The sequence below is a fragment of the Campylobacter vicugnae genome (assembly GCF_002139875.1).
In the GTDB taxonomy this organism is placed as follows: Bacteria; Campylobacterota; Campylobacteria; order Campylobacterales; family Campylobacteraceae; genus Campylobacter; species Campylobacter vicugnae.
In genome coordinates this window covers 1,176,267-1,194,010 of the sequence record NZ_CP018793.1, presented here as the reverse complement: position 1 = coordinate 1,194,010, position 17,744 = coordinate 1,176,267, and the positions used below count along the sequence as shown (strand labels likewise).

Sequence of the window (17,744 nt, the reverse complement as noted above, 5' to 3'; positions counted from 1 at the left end):
TCGCCTAATTAATCGCTTTATATCCAAATTTAACAAATATATCTTGAGCCGGTTTGCTAAGCAAGTAATCATAAAAATCTTTAGCTAATTTATTTTCTTTACCATGATTTAAGATTACCATTGCTTGGTCTATACTAGTATGAAGTGAGCCATCTAAAATAGCATAATTTGTATATTGTAGCATCTGTTCAGCCTTTAAAGCACTAGCTGCGACAAAACCGATATCACCAGCTTTTATAGTTTGATTTAGAGCATCGCCTATGCTATTTGCTTCAATGATTTTATCTTTAATCTCATCATAAATTCCGGCATTTTTAAATGCTTCTATCGTGGCGGCGCCGTATGGGGCGGTTTTTGGGTTGGCTATTATTATTGTTTTTATATCTTTGTTTTTTAATGAGTTTAGGCTTGGTTCATAGCCTCTAACGCTCAAAATAGCCACGCTTCCGCTAGTATAAATAACAGGTTTATTAAGGGCAAAACCATCTTTATATAATACATCAGCAAAATCTATATTTGCGCTTAAAAATAGATCAAAAGGGGCACCATTTTTGATTTGGGCTACTAATTTACCGCTTGAGCCTAGTGTGATGTTGATTTTAGCATCTGGGTGAAGTTTGATAAATTCGCTTTTTATCTCTTCTAAGACATAGGCTGCATTTGCCGCTGCGGCTACATTGAGTGTTGAAGCAAAAGAGCAAACCGCAAAAGCTAAAAGTAGAAAAATTGATCTCATATTTATCCTTAATATTATAAATTTATACTTGTAATTATATGAAAAAATAGTAAATAAATGGATATTTATAAATATAAATTATATATTTATATTTTAAAAAGTTAGTAATTACTCTTGCTTGGCTAATACCAAGCAAGTAATAAACTAAGCCTGTGTCGCTATGATAATTTGACTAGCTTTGATAAATAGCTCAACTTCATCACCGACATTAATTCTCATATCTTGAGCTGATTCATTTGTTAGAGTTGCATAGATTAGTTTATTATCTCCTATATCTATGGTAATTTGTGCATTTACTGCGCCTATTGTAGCTTTAGCTACTTTGCCTTTTAGTTTATTTGATGCAGAAATTTTAAGCTCATTATCATCGCTTTTAGCTAAAATTACACTTGAAGCTTTAAAGATAAATAAAACCTCTTTTCCAACTTCTAAGTTTAACTCTTTTTGGCTATCTATTGTGATTATGGATTTTAGCAATGTTCCATCACTTAATTTAGCTGTGATTTGCGCATTTACTGCACCGATATTTATATCTGTGATTGTAGCTTGAAGTTGATTTTTAGCGCTTAGCTTCATATTGTTCCTTTTTAAATTATTTATGGCGTGAATATCTGGATTGCTACAGATTTCATCTAATAAATTATTTTGAATTTTTAAAATCGCCTCATACATATCTATAATATCTTTTGCATATGCACTAAGCTCACTACCACTATTTTTTCTCTTGCCATTTACTCTAGCAATTAATGGCTCTTTGGCTTTAGAGTTGATTAGATCTAGGCAGTCCCAGGCATTTTTATATGATATATCTACTGCAGCTGCGGCTCTAGTGATGCTCTTAGTCTCATCTAGGGCTTTTAGAAGTTTGATATGTTTTGGCAAAAGGGCTACTTCATCATCTAAAAATAGCTCAAGATTTATCCTAGCTTTCATAAAAACCTCTTTTAAATTTATTTTTCTTTGGCGTATTATAATATTTTATTATTAAAATTGGGTTTATATTTGAAAAAATAAAAATAAAATATACTAAATATAGTAAATTTTGTAATTCATACTAACTTAAGTTTGAGCTGATATAATATTACCTTTTTAAATTTATGAGGTAATATTATGGCTAGGATTTTTTTGGCTAGTTTTATATTTTTAATTAGCTGTTTTGCTGATGATATTGATTCATTTGAAGATGAGTATGCTACTAGTAGTTTTGATCCACTTAGTGGATATAATAGGGTTATGACTGAGTTTAATCATGTTGTATATCAAAATATCTTGATACCAACATTTAAAGGCTATGATTATATAATGCCAGACCCGGCTCAAGATGCTATAAGTAATTTTTTTGATAATTTAATGTTTCCAATTAGGCTAGTTAATAATCTTTTACAGTTTAAATTTGCAGCAGCTGGAGAGGAGACACTCAGATTTATTGCTAATACTATTATTGGTTTTGGCGGTATAAGCGATGCTGCAACTAATGTTTATGGGCTTAAAAAACATGATGAAGACTTTGGCCAGACGCTAGGATATTGGGGAATTGGTAGTGGCTTTCCTATAGTATTGCCTATTTTAGGACAGACAAATTTAAGAGATTTAGTAGGAATGGGCGGAGATTTTTTCATAAATCCATTAACCTATACAAATGAAGTTTTTACCGATGATGGAAATAAATATTTTCACCTAAATTTAGCTGCAAAATCATGGCAGATAATCAACGACGGCTCTATGGATCCAGAGTTGTATAATAAATTAACTAGTGGCGCAATTGATCTATATTCATTTATTAAAGATGGATATGAACAACGCAGAAATGCACAAATTCAGGAGTAAGGTATGAGAAAAGTTTTTATTTTATTGTTTTTAATTTGCTCAATATCTTTTGGTATAGAGCTTAAAAGTATTGATGAGACTCTAAAGAGTGATTTTAAAAAAGCGTTAAACATAATGGCTGATAGCAAGATAAGTAAAGAGCAAAAACCACTTGAGCTTTTTAAGCTTTTTGATGCATATTTTGATTACTCTTTGATGGCTAGATTATCGCTATCTAAGCTATATAAAACACTTAATAAGGCTGAACAGGATGAGTTTATAAAGCTTTTTGTAGCAAATTTAAAAACCTCTTTTACTCAAAAACTTGGATATTATAGCGATCAAGAGATTGAGTTTGTAAAGGGTGAATTAACTAATAAAAATAGATACAATGTCCATGCAATTATAAAAAATAAGAGCGAGAATTACCCTTTAATTTTTAAATTTCATCCAGCTAATGGAAGTGATTATCTCATATATGATGTAGATATTTTAGATGTAAGTATAATCCAAAGTTATAGAAGTCAATTTAGCGATTTATCGCAAAGTGCTGGGTTTAATGAGATAACTAAACGCCTCCAAAGTGTCTCACTTGATAACAATACAACTACTAAATGAAAAATATATTTAAACTCATAGTTGCCTTTCCTAAGGCAGTTTTAGCTATAAGTTTGGCTATTTGTCTTGGGATTGGAGTTTTTTCGTATAAATTAGAGATTGATGCATCAACTCAGACTTTGCTTTTAGAAAATGATAAAGATTTAGCCATTTGGAGAGAGATTGCTAAACGCTATGAGAGTAAGAATTTTTTAGTAATTGCCTATACGCCAAATTCTAGCTTACTAAGCAAGCAAAGTTTAAATAAAATTGAAGCAATCTCAAAAGAGCTTGAGAGTTTAGAAAGTGTAGATTCTGTATTTTCTATATTAAAGGCTCCTCTTTTAACAAATAATCCCAATTTAAGCATTAGCGAACTTATAGATGATGTGCCAAATTTAAGTAAATCTGGCATTGATATGAGTGCTGCAAAAGATGAATTATTAAATAGCCCATTATATAAAAGTTCTCTAACAAGTAGTGATTTTAAAACTACATCAATTTTGGTAAATTTAAAAGATGATGAGATTTATACTAAATTTTTAGAACAAATAGCCGCACTAAAAAATAGCACTAAAGAGCTAAGCAAAAGCGAGCAAGAAGAGTTAGCAAATTTAGAAATTGAATTTAAAAAATATAGAGATGTTCAGCGTATTGCTGAACACGAAAATATAGCTAAAATTAGAGAGATTATAGAGCGTCATAAAGGAGATGAGCGGCTATTTTTAGGCGGAATTAGTATGATTGCTAATGATATGGTAAGCTTTGTTAAAAATGATTTAGCAATTTATGGAAGTAGCGTTTTGTTGCTTCTTGGATTTTGTTTATGGTTATTTTTTAGGCAGATTAGATTTGTTGTCTTGCCTGTTATTGTTTGCTTTTTAAGTGTAATTTTAGCTAGTGGATTATTTGGGCTTTTGGGATATGAGATTACTGTTATTAGCTCTAATTATATAGCACTTCAGCTTATTATTACCATTTCAGTTGTTATACATTTAATTGTCGCTTATCGTGAGCTGTATCTAAAACATATAAACTATACAAATGCTCAGCTAGTTTATCTAACTTTAAGATCTAAATTTAATCCATGTTTTTTTGCGATTTTTACCACTGTGATTGGCTTTTTATCACTTTGTTTAAGCGATATTAAGCCTATTATTATGCTTGGGGCGATGATGAGTGTGAGTATCTCTATATCGCTTTTAGTTGTATTTTTTATTTTTGGTAGTTTGCTTATGCTGCTTAAGAAAAAAGCACCAAAAATGAGCTTTGAAAATCATTTTAAATTAACCCAGTGGTGTGCTAATCTTGCTATAAATAATCCAAAAATTATATATGCTATTAGCATTATTATTGTTGTAATTGGAATTTATGGCATTACTCAGCTAAGAGTAGAAAATAGCTTTATTGGGTATTTTAAATCAGATACTGAAATTTATCAAGGTATGAAGGTAATTGATCAAGAATTAGGCGGGACAATTCCTCTTGATGTTATTATCAAATTTAATCCAATTGAAGAAAATTTTAGTGATGATGAGTTGGGTGATTTTGAAGATGAGTTTGCTAGTGAAGCTAATGATGCTAAATATTGGTTTAATGCCTATAGGCTTGAGATTATTAAAAAGGTTGATAAATTTTTAAATCAGCGTGATTTTATTGGAAATGTTGGTTCTTTAGCAACCTTACTTGAAGTCGGAAAAAGCATAAATAAAGGCAGTGAGCTTGATCCATTGGCTCTTTCGTTAATATATAAAAATCTACCTGATGAATATAAAGAATTAATCTTAACTCCATATTTAAATATAGAAAACAATGAGGTTAGATTTAGTATCCGTACTATTGATAGTGATCCAAATTTACGCCGTGATGAGTTTGTTAAATCATTAAAAACTGATCTTGAAAAGCTACTTAAAAATGAACCAGTAGAGGTGCAAGTAGCTGGTGTGATGGTTTTATATAACAATATGCTTCAAGCTCTCTTTAGCTCTCAAGCTGATACATTTATCTTTGTTGTATTGGCTCTATTTTTAGTCTTTGTTGTAATATTTAGAAGTCTTAAGCTCTCAATTATTGGGATTGTCGCTAATCTTGTACCGCTTTGTGCTGTATTTGGCATAATGGGTATAGCTGGAATTCCTCTTGATATTATGAGTATTACCATAGCTGCTATTAGTCTTGGGATTGGTGTTGATGATATTATCCATTATATCCATAGATTTAAAAATGAAAATAGAGTATATAGCGTTACTGAATCTATTAAGCGTTCGCATACAAGTATTGGTTATGCGATGTATTATACATCATTTGCGATATTTTTAGGCTTTAGCGTGATGAGTCTTAGTAATTTTTGGCCAACTATATACTTTGGTGTTTTAACTGATTTAGTTATGGTTATGATGCTGCTTGGAGCTTTAATACTACTTCCAGCGATGATTGTTTCATTGTATAAAAGATAATTAGAGGCAAAGCCTCCAATTATCTTTATTTATTTAAAAGAATATTTATAAACTCTTGCTCATTTAATCTATTTTTAGCAATAAATTCCCTAATATTTATATCTTCAAATTTAATATTCTTACTATTTAAATAGCTATTTAATACTGTTTTATCGCTATTTAAAAGAGTTATAGCGTTATTTAGATTAACACTCATAAAACTATTATATAACTCTTTTTGTGGGTTTTTTGGCATATTTGATGAAGTAGGGGTAAAAATCATAAATGCTACTGCTACTGCTATGCTAAGGGTGATAAAGCCAAGCTTTTTGCCTGTAAAATATTTTTTAAATGCGGCAAAATTGACAACTATATGAAGCACACACGCAAGCACCATTACTATACCTATATATTCATGAATTGTCTTAATATTGTGATTTTTAAGATCAAAAAACATAAGAGCACCAGTGGCTCCAACAAGAAAAAATGTAGCTATTGTAGCAGTTGTAGCTATTGGTCTAGAGATTTTCATATTTTATCCTTTTGGTTAAATTTGGCAAATTATTACAAAGGGGTGTTAAAAAGATGTGAATTGGTATTATTGGATAAAATTTAATTTAAAATATGCAAAAATGAGTAAGCGCTATTTACTCCATCAGTGTGTAAAGCATACCACAAAGCGCGCTTTTCTTGCTCTTTAGTTGCTACTGCTCCGCTAAATACTACATCGCACTGTACAATATGTATATTGATATTTGTACTATCAATTAAGGAGTCTGAGATTAGATCTGTTTTTATTTTTGTTAAGATTGCAAACTCATCTAAGAAGTGGCACGAGTTTGGAGTTTTTAGATTTATATATGTTTTTATGTGATTTACTCCAAGTGTGTTTTTTGCTAATTCTATCAATTTTAATTTATCATTTATGCTCTCTACTTCGCCAATTAGCAATACCTCTGCCCATTGAGAAACCACATCAATATCAAAGTTACTTAAATTTGAACTAGTTAGGATTTTGGCTTGGATCTTTTTTTGAATTATATTATCTTTTATGATTGTATATATGCCACGCTCGTCCTTGCCAATAGTATAAATATCATATGCAGAAGTTATATTAAGCAGTGGAGATTTAAGCGAACAACCGCTAAGAATAATACCAATTAAAATTGTACAAGCGATAAATTTCATCGTGTAATTTTATCGAAATTTTAACCAAGGCTTTCTTAAAAATAGATATTTAGCTTGAATTTATTAAAATTTAGATAAAATTTAGTCTTACATTGTGTAAATTTAGTTATGCCAAAGGTTAGGTATATGCGACAAGGCAGAGTTTTTCTTGCTTCTGGACTACTTAAAAGAGCTGTAATTATCTTAGCTATATTTATTTTTATGAGTATTTTTAGCTTATATTTTATATTTACTAAAGATAATGTAGATAATATTATATATTTGGGTTTTTCTACACTTAGTATTATACTTTTGGCTCTGCTTATAGAGATATTTTTATATATTAAAAATAATCTTATTGTGCCAATCTCTCATACTAAAAATTTTATTGATAAACTAGCTGCTAAAGAGATTATTGACCCAGTTTCAAATTTAGATTTTTATCATATTAATAAAAATATTTATGAGTTTTTTACATCGTGGGTTTGTTCGCAAAATAGCTTAAAATATTATATGGAATATTATAGCTTGCTTTTTGATAAAAGTGATATTAAGATTCTTTTTATAGATGCCAAAGATGGCTCTATAATGGATGCTAGTAAGCGTGCTGTAGAGTTTTATGGATATTCTAAGGGTGAGCTTTTGACTATGAGTATATTTGATATTAGAATACAAGATAATCATAAAAGCCAGTATCAAAAGCATAGATTATCTAATGGAGAGATTAAATTTGTTGAGGTTATTAGCACTCCAGTTAGTCTATATTTTAATGATTCATATTTTATGATTATCCTTGATGCCTCAAAAGCTCAAGAGCGAATACAAAGCCTAAATAACGAAATTTCAATGATAGAAAATAATCCAGCAATTGTAATTAAATTTATATACTCAGATAAATGGCTAACTACTCAGCTTAGTTCAAATGCTGATTTATTAATCAAAAATGAAAATCAAGAAATAGATCTTAAAACCATATGCCATAGCGATGATATAGAGTTTTTAAGCTTAGAACTTGATCGTAAAATCAAACTAGAAAATAGTATATATGATATGAAAAAGGAGCTTGATCGCTCATATAGATTTAGATTAATTAGTGGAGAATATAGTTGGTTTAGGCTTTTTGTATCAAGTAAGAACATAAATGATCAAATAGAGATTACTATGTTTTTATTTGACAATAATGAACAAGAGATATTAAAAGAGATATTAACTGGTAAATTAAAAAGATATGAAAGCAGAATTTTAAGTAGTAATCTACTTGGATTTGAGTATTTTGCTCAAAGTGGAGCTTTTAAATTTAGTATTGATTTTATCGAGTTTTTAGGCTATAAAAACAGCTTTGATATGGGTGTAAGCTCTATTGAAGATATCTATAAAATTGTTTATAGAGATGATATTGATATATTGATTGATGAGTTAGATAGATATGTAGATGGTATTTCAAGGCTGATTGAGTGCGATATAAGGCTACTTAGAAAAGATGGAAGTCAAATTTATACTAGAATAAAAGCTAAGGCATTAGATACGCTAAATGATTCTGATGAGATTATTGGTACTGCTACTGATGTTAGCGATCACCAAAATTATGTAGTCCAAAGAGCTTTAATAAATGCGATAATGCTAAGCTCTATAAATGGAATTATGATATGTGATGCATCTGGAAATATCCTTGATATTAATGATAGTTTTTCACAGATTACAGGATATAGTAAAGAAGAAGTAATAGGCAAAAAACCTCAAATTTTACGCTCAGATAGGCATGATAATGTATTTTACGCTAAGATGTGGTCTGATATTAAGCATTTTGGCAGTTGGAGTGGTAAAATTTATAATAAAAACCGCGCAGGGCAGATATATCTTGAGCATTTAGTTATTACAGCTGTTAAAGATGAACATGATATAATCCAGCGATATATAGCATCATTTTATAAAATAATGGAGTAAGGAGAGGAATTTGAATATAAATATGCAAAAAATTTACGAACACGACATTCCAGATGGATCAAAGCTATACTTTGGCTCTAGTGCAAAGCTAAAAAGATTAATTGAATCCAAAGCTGCTGAAATTTTGGAAAATAACGGCTTTAGTGAGATTATTACTCCATATTTTAGTCATCATCAAAGACTTAGTGTAAAGCCTGAGAGCTTAATACGCTTTGGAGATAAAGAAAATCTTGAGATCGCACTTCGTGGTGATAGCACAATAGATGTTGTTAGAATAGCTACTAAAAGATTAAAAGATAGCAATACTAAAAGATGGTTTTATATCCAGCCTGTATTTAAATATCCAAATAGCGAAATTTATCAAATTGGCGCTGAGATATTAGGCGATAGCAACATTATGCCATGTATAGATATAGCTAGTGAGATTTTTAAAGAATTTGGCATTGATGCACACTTGCAAATTAGTAATATTCAAATTCCAAAGATAATATGCCAGCTTTTAAATTTACCAATTAGCGTATTTGAAAATGGCAGATTAGAGGTAATTTTGGGACTAAATTTGCCATGGTTAAATCGTTTAGCTAATATCAAAAGTGATGCAGATATAGACTCAGTAATAAATATAGCACCAAGCGAGTTAAAAGAGCCATTAAACTCAATAAAAGGATTAGCTAGCAACTATGAAAAACGCATATATGCACCACTTTATTACTCCAAAATGAGATATTATGATAAGCTATTTTTTAGGTTTTTATGCGATAATAGCATTTTAAGTAGTGGTGGTAGCTATGAAATAGATGGAAATATCTCAGCTGGGTTTGCTATATTTAGCGATGCTGTGATAGAGAATTTAAGAAGCAAATAAAGGATTGATATGACAAAAGCAGATTTAATTGTTGGAATTCAGTGGGGCGATGAAGGTAAGGGCAAAATAGTTGATATGCTTTCACAAAATTATGATTTAGTGTGCAGAAGCGGTGGCGGACATAATGCTGGCCATACTATATGGGTAAATGGCGTAAAATATGCACTTCATCTAGTTCCAAGTGGTATATTGCATCCAAATATCATAAATATTATCGGCAATGGCGTAGTAGTAAATCCTGAAGTATTGATAAAAGAGATGGCGCAATTTGAGAATTTAAAAGGTAGATTTTATATCAGCGATAGAGCGCACTTAAATTTAGCCTATCACTCTTTAATTGACCAAGCCAAAGAGAGACTAAAAGGTGATAAAGCCATAGGAACTACTGGTAAAGGCATTGGTCCAGCATATGCTGATAAGATTAGCCGTACAGGGCATAGAGTTGGTGAGCTTTTAAATCCTGAGCTATTAAGTACAAATTTAATGAATGATTTTGAAACTAATAGGGTTTATTTAGATGCTCTTGGTGTGCAAATTCCTAGTAAAGATGAGATTTATCAAGAGCTTAAAGGATTTAAAGAGGCTTTGGCTCCTTATATTGCTGATACTACTCAAATTCTATGGAAGGCAATGGATGAGAATAAAAAAATTCTTCTTGAAGGCGCTCAAGGAACATTGCTAGATATAGATCATGGAACATACCCATATGTAACTAGCTCAAATACTATCTCTGCTGGTGCATGCACTGGTCTTGGTTTAAGCCCAAAAAGCATTGGCAATGTAATTGGTATTTTAAAAGCCTACACCACAAGAGTTGGTAATGGTGCGTTCCCAACTGAAGATCATGGAGATGATGGTAATACAATGTGCGAAGTAGGCAAAGAGTATGGAACTACCACAGGTAGAAGAAGACGCTGCGGATGGCTAGATGCCGTAGCAGTTAGATATGCCTCAAGACTAAATGGCGTAGATAGCTATGCACTTATGAAATTAGATGTACTTGATGGATTTAAAACTATTAAAATCTGTAAAGCTTATGAGTATAATGGCAAATTAATAGACTATATGCCAGCAAATTTAGATGAGGTTACTCCAGTTTATGAGGAGCTTGAAGGCTGGGATAGTATCAGTGGTATAAAAAGCTATGATGAGCTTCCACAAAATGCTAAAAAGTATATAGAGCGTATAGAGGAGCTAACTGGAGTTAGAGTTAGCATCGTCTCTACTAGTCCTGAAAGGAGTGATACTATACTAAGATGAGTAATCAATTTTCACAAATCGTTAAGGTAAAAGAAGAGGAGCTAAATAGGATTGAAATGAGTCTAGCTAAGTCCAAGGCGATGTTTCGTGAGCTTACTAGATCTATGGATGCGATAAATGCAGAGATAAATATGAGCCAATTCCCAAAAAGCGGCTCATCATCTAAAATTCAATCTACAATTGAGCATCAAAAGCTTTTAAGAAGCCAAAAAGATAAGATCAAAGAGAAAATTCTTCTTACTCAAAAAGAGATTGTTCATTTTGAATTTCAGTATAAAAAAGCCTATATTGAGCTTGAAAAAGTAAGATATATGGAAAAAGAAGAGATACAAAAAGAGCTAAAAAATATTAAGAAAAAAGAGGCTAAAAACCTAGATGAATTAGGCACTATGAGGCATTCGTTTTTTAATAAGGATAAGTAGTTGAAGTCTATATATTTTGTACTATTTTTGGTTATATTTTTACATGCTAATAACGATGAGATTTTAGCTGATAGAGAGGCAAATATTGCTAAAAATTTAGAGCGCATAGATAGCTCTCGTCAAGAGCTTGAGGCTTATAGAGCAGCGACTCATACGCTATTTAATCAGCGAGAAGCTCAAATTTTGTCTAAAGAAAAGGATTTAAATAAAACATTAGAATTAATAAGCCAAAAAGAAGAAAATATTAAAAATATGCTTGCAAAAAATGAGAAAATTTTAGCTGAGCTAAAAAGCATTACAAGCGATAAAGTTTTAGAGGTGTATGCCAAGATGAAAGATGGTGCTGCAGCTACGATAATATCAGAACTTCCACGCGATGAAGCGGCTAAAGTTTTGCACTCGCTTGAAGCTAAGAAAATATCTACAATTTTTGCTAAGATGGATCCACAAATTGCAGCAGAGCTAACTCAAATTTTAAAAAATGATGAACTTTTTAAAGAGACGAATTTGGATAAATAAATTTAACATATCTTGCTGTTTTAGCTGATTTTATATATTTTTTTGATAAAATTAGCCAAAAATTTATAAAGGTCGTTTAAATGCGTATTAAACTCCCACATGCTCCATATATAGCAAGAAAGATTACAATTGATCTATTTAACTCTGGATTTATCAAATTTACAAGTGGCACTGAGCCAGTAACAGCTGTAGCTCAAGATATTCTTTGTGCTGATATAAATAAAGAAAGAGCCTTAGAAGAGCGAGTAAAAGAGCTTTTAGAACAAAATGAGAGCGAAATTGACTTTATGCAAGTTGATCGTAAAAGTATGTTTTGGCTTATTAAGAAAAAATTGGCTAAAGAGTTTGGTGTAATGCTCTCATATGATGATCGATATAGTAGTTTATCGCATGAAATTTTACAAAAATTATGGAAAAATAATTTAATAGATTATAGTGTATCAGAAAATAGGGTAAAAAATTTGATATATAGTGCAATTGAAAATTATCTAAAGCAGTATGAATCTATTGAAGATATTGTAGCTGATCGTTTAGAAAACTATAAGAAAAAGGTGATTCCTGGTACTGATGAGTATGATTTAATATTTGAAAAACTATACGAAGAAGAGCTTAGCAAAAGAGGAATGATATAATGAAGGCATATATTTATTTAGAAAATGGTGTTTATTTAGAAGCTAAGGCTTTTGGCAAAGGTGGAAGTGCATTTGGTGAACTTGTGTTTAATACATCTTTGACTGGTTATGAAGAGATTATTACAGATCCTAGTTATGCTGGACAGTTTATTGTATTTACTATGCCTGAGATTGGGATTGTAGGTATAAATGATGATGATACAGAAAGTAGCAAAATTCACGCAAGTGGCGTATTTATGCGTAATTTTAATGCCAATCCTAGCAACTTTAGATCGCAGCAAAATATTGAAAAGTTTTTTTACGACCAAGGTAAATTTGGTGTGTATGATGTAGATACTAGATATTTAACTAAGATGTTAAGAGATAGCGGAAATTTAAGAGTATATGTCTCAACTGAGATTAGTGATAAAGATGAGCTTAAAAAAGCTTTAGAAAATAGCGCTAGAATCGATGAGATAAATTACGTAAGTATAGTAAGCACAAAAGAGCCATATATTCACACTGCTTCAAGATGGGAGCATAAAAACCAAGTTTATGGTAGTGTAAATTCAATTGGTAAAAGAGTTGCAGTTATTGATTATGGTGTTAAAAGAAATATATTAAATGAGCTTTGTAGTGTTGGACTTGAGCTTGAAGTATATCCGCACGATGTCCAAGGCGAGGTTTTAATTGATAAATTTAATAAAGGTCAAATTCATGGAGTATTTTTAAGTAATGGTCCTGGTGAGCCTAAGATGTTAGTTAATGAAATTGCTCAGATTAAAAAACTGATAGCAGCTAATATTCCAATGTTTGGTATCTGTCTTGGCCATCAGTTGCTTTCAAATGCTTATGGGTATGAGACTTATAAGCTCAAATTTGGTCAGCATGGAGCCAATCATCCAGTTCAAAATTTAGAGACAAAAAGCATAGAAATTACAGCACAAAATCATAACTATAATGTTCCAGAGAGCATTTGCGAGGTTGCTGTGATTACTCATAGAAATCTGTTTGATAATACAATTGAAGGCGTATGTTATAACGGTGGAAAGGTATTCTCAGTTCAGCACCACCCAGAAGCAAGTAGCGGACCAAATGAGAGCAAATATATTTTTAAGAAATTTATAGATATTTTATAATGGAGCTTGCTACAATCTTTACTACTATAGCTCTTGCAGTTGGCTTTAGTCTTTCGCACTGTATTGGTATGTGTGGCGGATTTGTAGTAGCTTGTGCTTTAAAGCTTAGTCAAAAAGATAGAACAACTAGAATAATTTTATCTCTAGGCTATCATCTTAGTAGGGTTTTAGCTTATGTGATTTTGGGTCTTTTATTTGGACTTTTTGGCTCAGCAGTTATCTTTAGCGGTGTTAGTAAAGGTTTGCTTATATTTTTTGCTGGAGTAGTTTTAATTATTTTAGCTTTTGGTATTTTTCAAAGAGGCAAACTTCTTTCATGTATTGAAAATCAAAAATTAAGCTTATTAATTATGCCATTATTTGGCAAATTTAAACAAAAAAATAGTACTGCCTCATTTTTTATCTTAGGCTTTTTAAATGGGCTTTTGCCTTGCGGGGTTGTATATTATTTTTTAGCTATGTCATTTGGAAGTGGATCTTTGGTAAATGGAGCGATTATTATGGCTATTTTTGGCCTTAGTACAATTCCAGTAATGATTGGGGCAAGCTGGATTTTATCAACTTTGAGTGCTAAATTTAAAAATTATATAAATTTAGTCTCATTTTTAATTATGCTTGGGTATGGAATTTACCTTTTATATTTAGGATTTATGGTGTTAAAATGAAATTACGACAATATCAAAGAGCTATTGATGAGAGTAATATTGTATCAAAAACTGATATCAATGGAGTTATAACCTTTGTCAATGATGAATTTTGCAAGATTAGTGGCTATACAAAAGAGGAGTTAATAGGCAGTCCTCATAGTATAGTGCGTCATCCAGATGTTCCAGCTGAGAATTTTAAACGACTTTGGGAGACAATATTAAACAAAAAAATTCATAAAGGACTAATCAAAAATAAAACCAAAGATGGTAGAGCTATCTATCTAAATACAACAATAATTCCAATTCTTGATGATGATAATAATATTGAAGAGTTTGTTGCTATTCGCCATGATGTTACTGAGATGATTGAACTAAATGAGAGGCTTACAAGAACGCAAAATGATCTAAAAGATCTAAATTCGCTTTTATGGCAAAAAGTTTCAGGCAAAACTAAAAAGCTTTTAGAGTTAAATAGAGAACTTGAAGAGAGAATAGCCTTAGAAGTGGCTAAAAACGAGGAGAAAACAAGGCTAATGTTTCAGCAAAGTAGACTAGCTAATATGGGTGAAATGTTGGCAAATATCTCTCATCAGTGGAGACAGCCATTAAATGAGTTAAGTATAAATTTATACAAGCTAAAACAAAGCGCAATAGAGCCAAGCAAGCAGTTTATGGAGGTTTATGAGCATTCAAAGGCTGTAATTAAGGGTATGAGTAGTATTATTGATAATTTTAGAAATTTTTTTACTTCCAATGGAGATGATGAGAAATTCTCTATTAAAGAGGCTATAGATGATGCAACTTTGATGTTGGAAAATACATTTAAAAACGAATCAATAGAATTAAATATAGATATAGAAGATGATTTTTCTATAATAGGGCGTAAAAATGAGCTAGCTCAGGTTTTTATAAATCTATTTTCAAATTCAAAAGATGCATTTTTGCAAAATAATATAGCAAATAGGGTGGTAAATGTAAAAGCATATGTTCAAAATGATACTAATAAACAGATTAAATATGCTATAATCACAATCGCTGATAATGCTGGTGGAGTAGAAACAAGCTTAATAGAAAATCTATTTGATCCATATTTTACTACTAAACACCCAAGTGTAGGAACTGGGCTTGGTCTATATATTACAAGACGAATAGTAAGTAAATTGCAGGGTCAAATAAGTGTTACAAACAGCAATGGGGGTGCTTGTTTTGAGATTAAAATACCATTAAGTGGAGATGATGATGAATGATATATTAAAAAACTTGACAGTTTTGTTTGTAGAAGATGAAGAGAAGATAAGAACTTCGCTAGCTGGAGTTATGGAAGATGTTTTTAAATCTGTTATTTTGGCTGGAAATGGCGATGAAGGATTAAAAAAATTTAAAAAATACAATCCAGATTTAGTTATTACAGATATAACAATGCCTATTATGGATGGTTTAGAGATGGCCAAAGAGATTAAACAGATATCTAAATTTACTCCTATTATGGTTCTTAGTGCATTTAGTGAAAAAGAGAGATTGTTAAGTGCGATTGATGTAGGAATTGATAAATATTTAATTAAGCCAATTGATGTTGAAGAGCTTTTTGAGGCAACTTGCAAACTTGCTAAAAATAAAATTGGTGTCGCTTCTGAGATTGATATTGGCAATGGAATCAAATTTAATAAAACCAAAAGAGTGCTTATAAATAGCGCTGGTGAAGAGATTAGCCTAACTAAAAAAGAGCTAGCGTTTGTAGCTATTTTAGCTCAAAGAATTGATACTTTAGTGCTTCATGAAGAGATTAAGCAAAGCGTATGGACCGGAGAGAAAGTAAGCGATGCAGCCATTAGAACATTTATTAAAAGAATACGTGATAAAATTGGAGCAAATTTAATTAAAAATATTCCAGGTCTTGGCTATAAAATTAGCACAAAAGATGAGTAAAATCGTAACATTTAATCGAATTTAATTATTATAGAAGTTGCCTTAAAATAGGGTAACTTCATACTTTTTTCTTAAATTTTAAATATTTTTAAATTTATTTTGATATTTTTTGATTATTTAAGTTAATTTATATTTTATTTACCATATAATTAAGAATATTCTTTTCTAAAAAGATAATAAACTTTACAGGAGGACTTTTTAATGCAGCCGAGTAATGCATTGAACTACGACTATACAGTCGCTAAGTACTTCATGTTTACCACTATTATTTTTGGTATAGTTGGTATGGGTATTGGTACTTTGATAGCCTTTCAAATGGCTTACCCAGACCTTAACTATCTAACTGGTGAGTATGGTACATTTAGCCGTCTTAGACCACTTCACACAAATGGTGTGATTTATGGATTTATGTTGTCAGGTATTTTTGCTACCTGGTATTATATTGGACAAAGAGTGCTTAAAGTATCTATGAGCGAATCTAAATTTCTAATGTTCATAGGTAAGCTTCACTTCTGGCTATATGTATTGGTTATAGCTTTAGCTGTTGTAACTCTTTTTGCTGGTGTTTCTACATCTAAAGAGTACGCAGAGCTTGAATGGCCGATTGATATTATAGTTGTTGTTGTGTGGGTTTTATGGGGTGTTAGTATATTTGGATTAATTGGAATCCGCCGTGAAAAAACTCTATATATTTCATTATGGTACTATATAGCTACATTCCTTGGCGTGGCTATGCTATATCTATTTAATAATATGGAAGTACCTACTCGCTTGGTATCAGGTATGGGCAGCTGGATTCACTCTGTGTCTATGTATGCTGGTACAAATGATGCTTTAGTACAGTGGTGGTTCGGACACAATGCGGTTGCGTTTGTATTTACGGTTGCAATTATTGCTCAAATTTACTACTTCTTACCAAAAGAGAGCGGCCAACCGATATTCTCATATAAGCTATCACTATTTTCATTTTGGGGCTTAATGTTTGTATATCTTTGGGCTGGTGGTCACCATCTTATTTACTCTACTGTTCCAGATTGGATGCAGACTATGGGATCTATATTCTCTATTGTTCTTATCCTACCTAGTTGGGGTTCTGCTATCAATATGCTTTTAACAATGAAAGGCGAATGGGGACAATTAAGAGATAATCCACTAATTAAATTTATGGTTTTAGCCTCTACATTCTATATGTTCTCTACTTTAGAAGGGCCAATTCTTTCAATAAAATCAGTAAATGCTCTAGCGCACTTTACAGATTGGATTCCTGGCCACGTTCATGATGGTACTTTAGGCTGGGTTGGATTTATGACTATGGCTGCTTTATATCATATGACTCCGCGTATCTTTAAGCGTGAGCTATATAGTAAATCTTTAATGGAAGCACAATTTTGGATCCAAACAACAGGTATCGTACTATACTTTGCATCTATGTGGATCGCTGGTATCACACAAGGTATGATGTGGAGAGCTACAGATGAATATGGTAACCTTGCTTATTCATTTATAGATACAGTTACTGTTCTTATCCCATATTATTGGATTAGAGCTATCGGTGGTTTATTATATCTAATCGGTTTCTTTATGTTTACTTACAACATTATAAAATCTATGTCATCAAGTAAGCCTATAGATCGTGAGCCAGTTAGTGCTTCACCAATGGCTGCGTAAGG

At 31.4% G+C, this 17,744-nt stretch carries 18 protein-coding genes; 14 read left to right on the top strand and 4 right to left on the bottom strand.

Annotated features, from left to right (window positions below):
• Positions 1-4 precede the first annotated feature (4 nt).
• Together modA and CVIC12175_RS06145 are read right to left on the bottom strand one after the other, a co-directional pair.
• A complete protein-coding gene (gene modA, locus CVIC12175_RS06150; protein ID WP_086255575.1) occupies positions 5-736 on the bottom strand; it encodes a molybdate ABC transporter substrate-binding protein in 732 nt (243 codons plus the stop codon).
• A gap of 144 nt (positions 737-880) precedes the next feature.
• Positions 881-1,669 (bottom strand): TOBE domain-containing protein, encoded by a 789-nt coding sequence (locus tag CVIC12175_RS06145; protein WP_086254344.1) that lies wholly within the window; start codon positions 1,667-1,669, stop codon positions 881-883.
• Positions 1,670-1,846: 177 nt separating this feature from the next.
• Between CVIC12175_RS06145 and CVIC12175_RS06140 the strand changes: the two genes are divergently transcribed.
• From CVIC12175_RS06140 to CVIC12175_RS06130, 3 genes are read left to right on the top strand one after another with little or no spacing between them, the layout of a single operon-like run.
• Entirely contained in the window at positions 1,847-2,563 is a 717-nt protein-coding gene (locus CVIC12175_RS06140) for an MlaA family lipoprotein (RefSeq protein WP_086302605.1), read from the top strand.
• A gap of 3 nt (positions 2,564-2,566) precedes the next feature.
• A complete protein-coding gene (locus CVIC12175_RS06135) occupies positions 2,567-3,160 on the top strand; it encodes an MlaC/ttg2D family ABC transporter substrate-binding protein (protein WP_086249051.1) in 594 nt (197 codons plus the stop codon).
• Complete coding sequence (locus tag CVIC12175_RS06130) at positions 3,157-5,595, top strand: efflux RND transporter permease subunit (RefSeq protein WP_086256616.1); 2,439 nt, start codon at positions 3,157-3,159, stop codon at positions 5,593-5,595. Before CVIC12175_RS06135 ends, CVIC12175_RS06130 begins: the two co-directional genes overlap by 4 nt.
• Positions 5,596-5,620: 25 nt before the next feature.
• On the opposite strand, the gene CVIC12175_RS06125 is transcribed toward CVIC12175_RS06130, so the two are convergent.
• Both CVIC12175_RS06125 and CVIC12175_RS06120 read right to left on the bottom strand, forming a co-directional pair.
• Positions 5,621-6,106, bottom strand: a complete 486-nt coding sequence (locus CVIC12175_RS06125; protein ID WP_086255573.1) for a DUF4405 domain-containing protein — start codon at positions 6,104-6,106, stop codon at positions 5,621-5,623.
• A gap of 80 nt (positions 6,107-6,186) precedes the next feature.
• A complete protein-coding gene (locus CVIC12175_RS06120) occupies positions 6,187-6,762 on the bottom strand; it encodes a BON domain-containing protein (RefSeq protein ID WP_086255572.1) in 576 nt (191 codons plus the stop codon).
• Between the two features lie 126 nt (positions 6,763-6,888).
• Between CVIC12175_RS06120 and CVIC12175_RS06115 the strand changes: the two genes are divergently transcribed.
• The 11 genes from CVIC12175_RS06115 to ccoN all read left to right on the top strand — a co-directional run bounded on the left by CVIC12175_RS06115 (position 6,889) and on the right by ccoN (position 17,742).
• Complete coding sequence (locus CVIC12175_RS06115) at positions 6,889-8,685, top strand: PAS domain S-box protein (RefSeq protein WP_180380669.1); 1,797 nt, start codon at positions 6,889-6,891, stop codon at positions 8,683-8,685.
• 22 nt (positions 8,686-8,707) lie between these two features.
• Positions 8,708-9,550, top strand: a complete 843-nt coding sequence (locus CVIC12175_RS06110; protein WP_086254438.1) for an ATP phosphoribosyltransferase regulatory subunit — start codon at positions 8,708-8,710, stop codon at positions 9,548-9,550.
• Positions 9,551-9,559: 9 nt separating this feature from the next.
• Positions 9,560-10,810 carry an adenylosuccinate synthase gene (locus CVIC12175_RS06105; RefSeq protein ID WP_086256618.1) on the top strand — a complete coding sequence of 417 codons (1,251 nt, stop codon included), beginning with the start codon at positions 9,560-9,562 and terminating at the stop codon, positions 10,808-10,810.
• Positions 10,807-11,232 carry a flagellar export protein FliJ gene (locus CVIC12175_RS06100; RefSeq protein WP_086255569.1) on the top strand — a complete coding sequence of 142 codons (426 nt, stop codon included), beginning with the start codon at positions 10,807-10,809 and terminating at the stop codon, positions 11,230-11,232. The genes CVIC12175_RS06105 and CVIC12175_RS06100 overlap by 4 nt, the downstream gene beginning before the upstream one ends.
• On the top strand, positions 11,233-11,751 hold the full coding sequence (locus CVIC12175_RS06095; protein ID WP_086256619.1) for a MotE family protein: 519 nt from the start codon (positions 11,233-11,235) through the stop codon (positions 11,749-11,751). It begins immediately after the preceding gene.
• Between the two features lie 80 nt (positions 11,752-11,831).
• Entirely contained in the window at positions 11,832-12,383 is a 552-nt protein-coding gene (locus CVIC12175_RS06090) for a DUF507 family protein (protein ID WP_086247268.1), read from the top strand.
• Entirely contained in the window at positions 12,383-13,501 is a 1,119-nt protein-coding gene (gene carA / locus CVIC12175_RS06085; protein ID WP_086255567.1) for a glutamine-hydrolyzing carbamoyl-phosphate synthase small subunit, read from the top strand. Before CVIC12175_RS06090 ends, carA begins: the two co-directional genes overlap by 1 nt.
• Entirely contained in the window at positions 13,501-14,166 is a 666-nt protein-coding gene (locus CVIC12175_RS06080; RefSeq protein WP_086255566.1) for a sulfite exporter TauE/SafE family protein, read from the top strand. The genes carA and CVIC12175_RS06080 overlap by 1 nt, the downstream gene beginning before the upstream one ends.
• Positions 14,163-15,395 (top strand): PAS domain-containing sensor histidine kinase, encoded by a 1,233-nt coding sequence (locus tag CVIC12175_RS06075; RefSeq protein WP_236861061.1) that lies wholly within the window; start codon positions 14,163-14,165, stop codon positions 15,393-15,395. Before CVIC12175_RS06080 ends, CVIC12175_RS06075 begins: the two co-directional genes overlap by 4 nt.
• Positions 15,388-16,074, top strand: coding sequence for a response regulator transcription factor (locus CVIC12175_RS06070; protein WP_086247264.1), 687 nt, complete (start codon positions 15,388-15,390; stop codon positions 16,072-16,074). The genes CVIC12175_RS06075 and CVIC12175_RS06070 overlap by 8 nt, the downstream gene beginning before the upstream one ends.
• 201 nt (positions 16,075-16,275) lie before the next feature.
• Positions 16,276-17,742, top strand: coding sequence for a cytochrome-c oxidase, cbb3-type subunit I (ccoN, locus tag CVIC12175_RS06065; protein WP_086255564.1), 1,467 nt, complete (start codon positions 16,276-16,278; stop codon positions 17,740-17,742).
• Positions 17,743-17,744: the final 2 nt, after the last annotated feature.

Coding starts and splice junctions, on each gene's coding strand:
- modA (WP_086255575.1), bottom strand. CDS start 736: ATGAGATCAATTTTTCTACTTTTAGCTTTTGCGGTTTGCTCTTTTGCT.
- CVIC12175_RS06145 (WP_086254344.1), bottom strand. CDS start 1,669: ATGAAAGCTAGGATAAATCTTGAGCTATTTTTAGATGATGAAGTAGCC.
- CVIC12175_RS06140 (WP_086302605.1), top strand. CDS start 1,847: ATGGCTAGGATTTTTTTGGCTAGTTTTATATTTTTAATTAGCTGTTTT.
- CVIC12175_RS06135 (WP_086249051.1), top strand. CDS start 2,567: ATGAGAAAAGTTTTTATTTTATTGTTTTTAATTTGCTCAATATCTTTT.
- CVIC12175_RS06130 (WP_086256616.1), top strand. CDS start 3,157: ATGAAAAATATATTTAAACTCATAGTTGCCTTTCCTAAGGCAGTTTTA.
- CVIC12175_RS06125 (WP_086255573.1), bottom strand. CDS start 6,106: ATGAAAATCTCTAGACCAATAGCTACAACTGCTACAATAGCTACATTT.
- CVIC12175_RS06120 (WP_086255572.1), bottom strand. CDS start 6,762: ATGAAATTTATCGCTTGTACAATTTTAATTGGTATTATTCTTAGCGGT.
- CVIC12175_RS06115 (WP_180380669.1), top strand. CDS start 6,889: ATGCGACAAGGCAGAGTTTTTCTTGCTTCTGGACTACTTAAAAGAGCT.
- CVIC12175_RS06110 (WP_086254438.1), top strand. CDS start 8,708: ATGCAAAAAATTTACGAACACGACATTCCAGATGGATCAAAGCTATAC.
- CVIC12175_RS06105 (WP_086256618.1), top strand. CDS start 9,560: ATGACAAAAGCAGATTTAATTGTTGGAATTCAGTGGGGCGATGAAGGT.
- CVIC12175_RS06100 (WP_086255569.1), top strand. CDS start 10,807: ATGAGTAATCAATTTTCACAAATCGTTAAGGTAAAAGAAGAGGAGCTA.
- CVIC12175_RS06090 (WP_086247268.1), top strand. CDS start 11,832: ATGCGTATTAAACTCCCACATGCTCCATATATAGCAAGAAAGATTACA.
- carA (WP_086255567.1), top strand. CDS start 12,383: ATGAAGGCATATATTTATTTAGAAAATGGTGTTTATTTAGAAGCTAAG.
- CVIC12175_RS06080 (WP_086255566.1), top strand. CDS start 13,501: ATGGAGCTTGCTACAATCTTTACTACTATAGCTCTTGCAGTTGGCTTT.
- CVIC12175_RS06075 (WP_236861061.1), top strand. CDS start 14,163: ATGAAATTACGACAATATCAAAGAGCTATTGATGAGAGTAATATTGTA.
- CVIC12175_RS06070 (WP_086247264.1), top strand. CDS start 15,388: ATGAATGATATATTAAAAAACTTGACAGTTTTGTTTGTAGAAGATGAA.
- ccoN (WP_086255564.1), top strand. CDS start 16,276: ATGCAGCCGAGTAATGCATTGAACTACGACTATACAGTCGCTAAGTAC.